Source organism: Streptomyces sp. NPDC059169, from assembly GCF_042755225.1.
Classification (GTDB): Bacteria; Actinomycetota; Actinomycetes; order Streptomycetales; family Streptomycetaceae; genus Streptomyces.
Genome location: NZ_JBHZCF010000004.1, coordinates 1 through 5,441 on the forward strand (window position 1 = coordinate 1; position 5,441 = coordinate 5,441).

General features: G+C 69.8%; 3 protein-coding genes. All 3 read left to right on the forward strand.

Annotated elements, in window-relative coordinates; genetic code table 11:
* Positions 1-98 precede the first annotated feature (98 nt).
* The 3 genes from ACFXOM_RS08595 (at position 99) to argF (ending at position 5,278) form a co-directional block, all read left to right on the forward strand.
* Entirely contained in the window at positions 99-2,684 is a 2,586-nt protein-coding gene (locus ACFXOM_RS08595) for a polynucleotide kinase-phosphatase (RefSeq protein WP_385037430.1), read from the forward strand.
* Between the two features lie 248 nt (positions 2,685-2,932).
* Positions 2,933-4,177: an arginine deiminase gene (locus ACFXOM_RS08600; RefSeq protein WP_384933619.1), complete on the forward strand. Its 1,245-nt coding sequence runs from the start codon at positions 2,933-2,935 to the stop codon at positions 4,175-4,177.
* An 81-nt stretch (positions 4,178-4,258) separates the two neighbouring features.
* Complete coding sequence (gene argF / locus ACFXOM_RS08605; RefSeq protein ID WP_384949330.1) at positions 4,259-5,278, forward strand: ornithine carbamoyltransferase; 1,020 nt, start codon at positions 4,259-4,261, stop codon at positions 5,276-5,278.
* Positions 5,279-5,441 lie beyond the last annotated feature (163 nt).

Below are 5,441 nucleotides of genomic sequence, written 5' to 3' on the forward strand. Positions count from 1 at the left end.
GAGCCATCGGAGGCAGCCAGCATGAAAACCATCCCTGCCCCACCCGCGCAGTCCCAGAGTCGCGAACTCACGGGACGCACTCAAGAAGGTAGGGCCGCATGACCACCACCCCGCGCACGCTTCCGGTCACCGACCTCTCCCTCGTGGTCCTCGTCGGTGCCACCGGCTCCGGCAAGTCCACGTTCGCCCACAGGCACTTCAAGCCCACGGAGGTGATCTCCTCCGACTTCTGCCGCGGCCTGGTCGCCGACGACGAGAACGACCAGAGCGCCAGTTCGGACGCCTTCGACGTCCTCCACTACGTCGTCGGGAAGCGGCTCGCCGCCGGCCGGCTCACGGTCGTCGACGCCACCAGCGTCCAGCAGGAAAGCCGCCGCCAACTCGTGCGGCTTGCACGCCAGTACGACGTCCTGCCGATCGCCATCGTGCTCGACATGCCCGAAGAGGTGTGTGCCGAGCGCAACGCCGCCCGCCCCGAGCGCGCCGGAATGCCGCGCCACGTGATCCAGCGGCACCGGCGCGAACTGCGCCGATCGCTGCGCGGCCTGCAACGGGAGGGCTTCCGCAAGATCCACGTGCTGCGCAGCCCGGAGGAGGTCGATGCGGCCGAGGTCGTCCTCGAGAAACGCTTCAACGACAAGCGGCACCTCACCGGGCCGTTCGACATCATCGGTGACGTCCACGGCTGCAGCTCCGAGCTGGACTCCCTGCTCGGCGCGCTGGGCTACGTGGACGGGGCACACCCCGAGGGACGGACGGCCGTGTTCGTCGGTGACCTGGTGGACCGTGGCCCTGACAGCCCCGGTGTGCTGCGGCGCGTCATGGCGATGACGGCCTCCGGCAACGCCCTGTGCGTGCCGGGGAACCACGAGAACAAGCTGGGACGCTGGCTCGGGGGCAGGAAGGTCCAGCACACCCACGGTCTCGCCGAGACCATCGAGCAACTGGAGCGCGCGGACGCCGAGGACCCGGCGTTCCGGGAGCAGGTGAGGGAGTTCATCGACGGGCTCGTCAGCCACTACGTCCTCGACGGGGGCAAACTGGTGGTATGTCACGCCGGACTGCCCGAGAAGTACCACGGCCGCACCTCGGGCCGGGTCCGCGCGCACGCGCTGTACGGAGAAACGACGGGGGAGACCGACGAGTTCGGGCTGCCCGTGCGCTACCCGTGGGCGGAGGACTACCGCGGCAAGGCCGCGGTGGTGTACGGCCACACGCCCGTGCCCACCGCGTCCTGGGTCAACAACACGCTCTGCCTCGACACCGGTGCCGTGTTCGGAGGGAAGCTCACCGCACTGCGTTGGCCCGAACGTGAACTCGTCGAGGTGCCGGCCGAGAAGGTCTGGTACGAGCCGGTCAAGCCACTGGTCACCGACGTACACGGCGGACACCAGGGCCGCCCCTTGGACCTCGCGGACGTACACGGCCGCCGGATCGTGGAGACCCGCCACATGGGACGCGTCGCCGTCCGCGAGGAGAACGCGGCGGCGGCGCTGGAGGTGATGAGCAGGTTCGCGGTCGACCCAAGGCTGCTCGCCTACCTCCCGCCCACGATGGCACCCACCGCGACCTCACAGGAGGAGGGGTACCTGGAGCACCCGGCCGAGGCGTTCGCCCAGTACCGGGCGGACGGTGTGCAGCGCGTCGTGTGCGAGGAGAAGCACATGGGCTCGCGGGCCGTCGCTCTGGTATGCCGGGACGCGGACGTGGCACGGACGCGCTTCGGCACCGAGGGGTACGCCTGGGCGGCCGGAGGAGGCGACAGCGGGCCGACGGGCGCACTGCACACGCGCACGGGAAGGCCCTTCTTCGACGACGCGGAGGCCACCGAGCAGGTGCTGGACCGGCTGCGCCGTGCGGTCACCGCGGCCGGGTTGTGGGAGGAGTTGGACACCGACTGGCTGCTCCTCGACGCCGAGATGATGCCCTGGTCACTCAAGGCGTCCGGCCTCCTGCGCACGCAGTACGCAGCGGTCGGGGCTGCTTCCCGTGCGGTCCTCCCGGGTGTCACGGCGGCCCTCGAAGCAGCAGTTGCCCGAGGCCTCGACGTGGGCGGGCTGCTCGAGCGGCAACGCGAACGAACCGCGGACGCGGCCGCGTTCACCCGGGCGTACCGGAGGTACTGCTGGACGACGGATGCGCTGGACGGGGTGCGTCTCGCGCCCTTCCAGATCCTGGCCGTCCAGGGCCGGTCACTGGCGGGCGCACCGCACGACCGTCAACTGGACTGGCTGGACCGGCTGGTGGACACCGACGCCGTTGCCGTGGGCGGGCTGCTCCAGCGCACGCGCCGAATCGTGGTCGACACCGGCGACGAGGAATCGGTGCGGGCGGGAATCGACTGGTGGCTGGAGATGACGGGTGCGGGCGGGGAGGGCATGGTCGTCAAACCCCTGGACGCCCTCGTGCGGGACGGCAAGGGGCGGCTCGTCCAGCCGGGGGTGAAGGTCCGCGGTCGGGAGTACCTGCGGATCGTCTACGGCCCGGAGTACACCCGCGCGGACAACCTGACGCGGCTGCGCGGTCGATTCCTCGGCCACAAACGCTCCCTGGCCTTGCGCGAGTTCGCGTTGGGCCTGGAGGCGTTGGACCGGCTGGCCGCCGGGGAACCGCTGTGGCGCGTGCACGAGGCGGTCTTCGCGGTGCTGGCGCTGGAGTCCGAGCCGGTCGACCCACGGCTGTAGCCCCGGCCGGAGCCCCGCGGAAGTGCGGCTCCAGGTGGCGGAGTCCGCCTCGTGGGGCTCCGGCCCGGCCCCCGCGCGCGGCCCGCGTCCGTGGCGCGGGGCCCCTGCGCGCGGTGCCACCGGACGCGCGGCGCGGGTGGTGGGGGGAGGTGGTCGAGAGGGGCGTGCGCGACACGGCGCGGCTGGTGGGGGAAGCGGTAGGGCCGTTCGCCGGGTGAAGTGGCGTCCGGACGGTGAGGATGGGGGGTATGGGATTCCACGTGGACTCAGAGACCGGGCGACTGCGCCGGGTCATACTGCACCGGCCCGATCTCGAGCTGAAGCGGCTCACCCCCACCAACAAGGACGGGCTCCTCTTCGACGACTTGCTCTGGGTGCGGCGCGCCCGACAGGAGCACGACGGTTTCGCGGACGTCCTGCGCGACCGCGGCGTCGAGGTGCACCTCTTCGGTGATCTGCTGCGGGAGGTGTTGGACGTCCCGGCGGCGAGGAAGCTCGTGCTGGACCGGGTCTTCGACGAGAAGGAGTACGGGCCCCTCGCCACCGACCACCTGCGGGCCGCCTTCGACAGGATGGACACCGCCGGCCTGGCGGACGTGCTCGTGGGCGGAATGACCAAGCGGGAGTTCCTCGCGGGCCACTCGGAGCCCACGTCGGTCCGCTTCCACGTCATGGATCTGGACGACTTCCTGCTCGGCCCGCTCCCCAACCACATCTTCACCCGGGACACCTCCGCCTGGATCTACGACGGGGTGTCCATCAACGCCATGCGCTGGCCGGCCCGCCGGCGAGAGACCGTGCACTTCGAGGCGATCTACAAGCACCACCCACTGTTCACCAGCCCGGACGCGGGCCCCTTCCACCACTGGTCGGAGGGGCAGGACGACTACCCCTCCACCATCGAAGGTGGCGACGTACTGGTCATCGGCAACGGTGCGGTACTGATCGGGATGAGCGAACGGACCACGCCGCAGGCCGTGGAGATGCTGGCCCGCGGGCTGTTCGCCGCCGGTTCCGCGCGGACGATCGTGGCGCTCGACATGCCCAAGCGGCGGGCGTTCATGCACCTGGACACGGTGATGACGATGGTGGACCACGACACCTTCACCCAGTACGCGGGTCTGGGCATGCTGCGTTCGTACACGATCGAGCCCGCCGAGGGCGGTCGGCACCTGTCCCTGCGGGTCACTGATCATCCGCCCGAGCACATGCACAGTGCGATCGCCGCCGCCCTCGGCTTGCAGGACATCAGGGTCCTCACGGCGACCCAGGACGTGCACTCGGCGGAGCGCGAGCAGTGGGACGACGGTTGCAACGTCCTCGCCGTCGAGCCGGGAGTGGTCGTCGCCTACGAGCGCAACGTCACGACCAACACGCACCTGCGCAAGCAGGGGATCGAGGTGATCGAGATTCCGGGCAGCGAGCTCGGCCGGGGCCGCGGTGGTCCGCGCTGCATGAGTTGCCCGGTGGAGCGTGACGCCGCCCACACCTGACACCGAGTGACGCATATCAATGCAGGAGTGTGTATAGAATTCCGCAGTCCTCGCAGTTCGTGACCCCCAGGAGCAACCATCATGGCGACACATCTCGAAGGCCGCCACTTCCTCAAGGAGCTGGACTTCACGGCGGGGGAGTTCCGGGGCCTCGTCGAGCTGGCCGCCGAGCTCAAGGCCGCCAAGCGTGCCGGTGCCGAGGTCCAGCGGCTGCGTGGCAGGAACATCGCCCTGATCTTCGAGAAGACTTCGACCCGCACCCGCTGCGCGTTCGAGGTCGCCGCCGCGGACCAGGGTGCCTCGACGACGTACCTGGACCCCTCGGGATCCCAGATGGGGCACAAGGAGTCGGTCAAGGACACCGCACGGGTGCTCGGCCGTATGTTCGACGGAATCGAGTACCGCGGGGACAGCCAGGAGGTCGTCGAGGAGCTCGCGACGCACGCCGGCGTGCCCGTGTACAACGGCCTCACCGACGACTGGCACCCCACCCAGATGCTCGCCGACGTGCTCACCATGACCGAGCACAGCGACAAGCCGCTGACGGGGATCGCCTTCGCCTACCTCGGTGACGCCCGGTTCAACATGGGCAACTCCTACCTCGTCACCGGCGCCCTGCTCGGCATGGACGTGCGCATCGTCGCCCCCAAGTCCTACTGGCCCGCGGACGAGGTCGTCACGGCCGCACAGGAGGCCGCCGCCGCCAGCGGGGCGAGGGTCACCCTCACCGAGGACATCGCGGAAGGCGTCGCCGGAGCGGACTTCGTCGCCACCGACGTCTGGGTGTCCATGGGTGAGCCCGCGGAGGTGTGGGACGAGCGCATCGCGGCCCTGGCCCCGTACGCGGTGACCATGGACGTGTTGCGCGCCACCGGCAACGCGGACGTGAAGTTCCTTCACTGTCTGCCGGCCTTCCACGACCTCGGCACCAAAGTCGGCCGTGCGATCCACGAGCGCCACGGGCTGACCGAGCTCGAAGTCAGCGACGAGGTCTTCGAGTCCTCCCACTCGATCGTCTTCGACGAGGCCGAGAACCGCATGCACACCATCAAGGCTGTACTGGTGGCGACGTTGGCCGGGGTCCAGCAGACCGCCGGATAGCCATGCGGGTGTCCATGTGAACGGGCGTTAGACTGGCGCCGACATCGAAGTGGGGGGGGGGGGGGGACGACCCGAACCCCACCCACTCTGTGTGCGGCCGCAAAGGACCGGGGGGGATTGGGAAGAAAAACCCCCAAAGGCGGGAAAAAAACGGCAGAAAGGG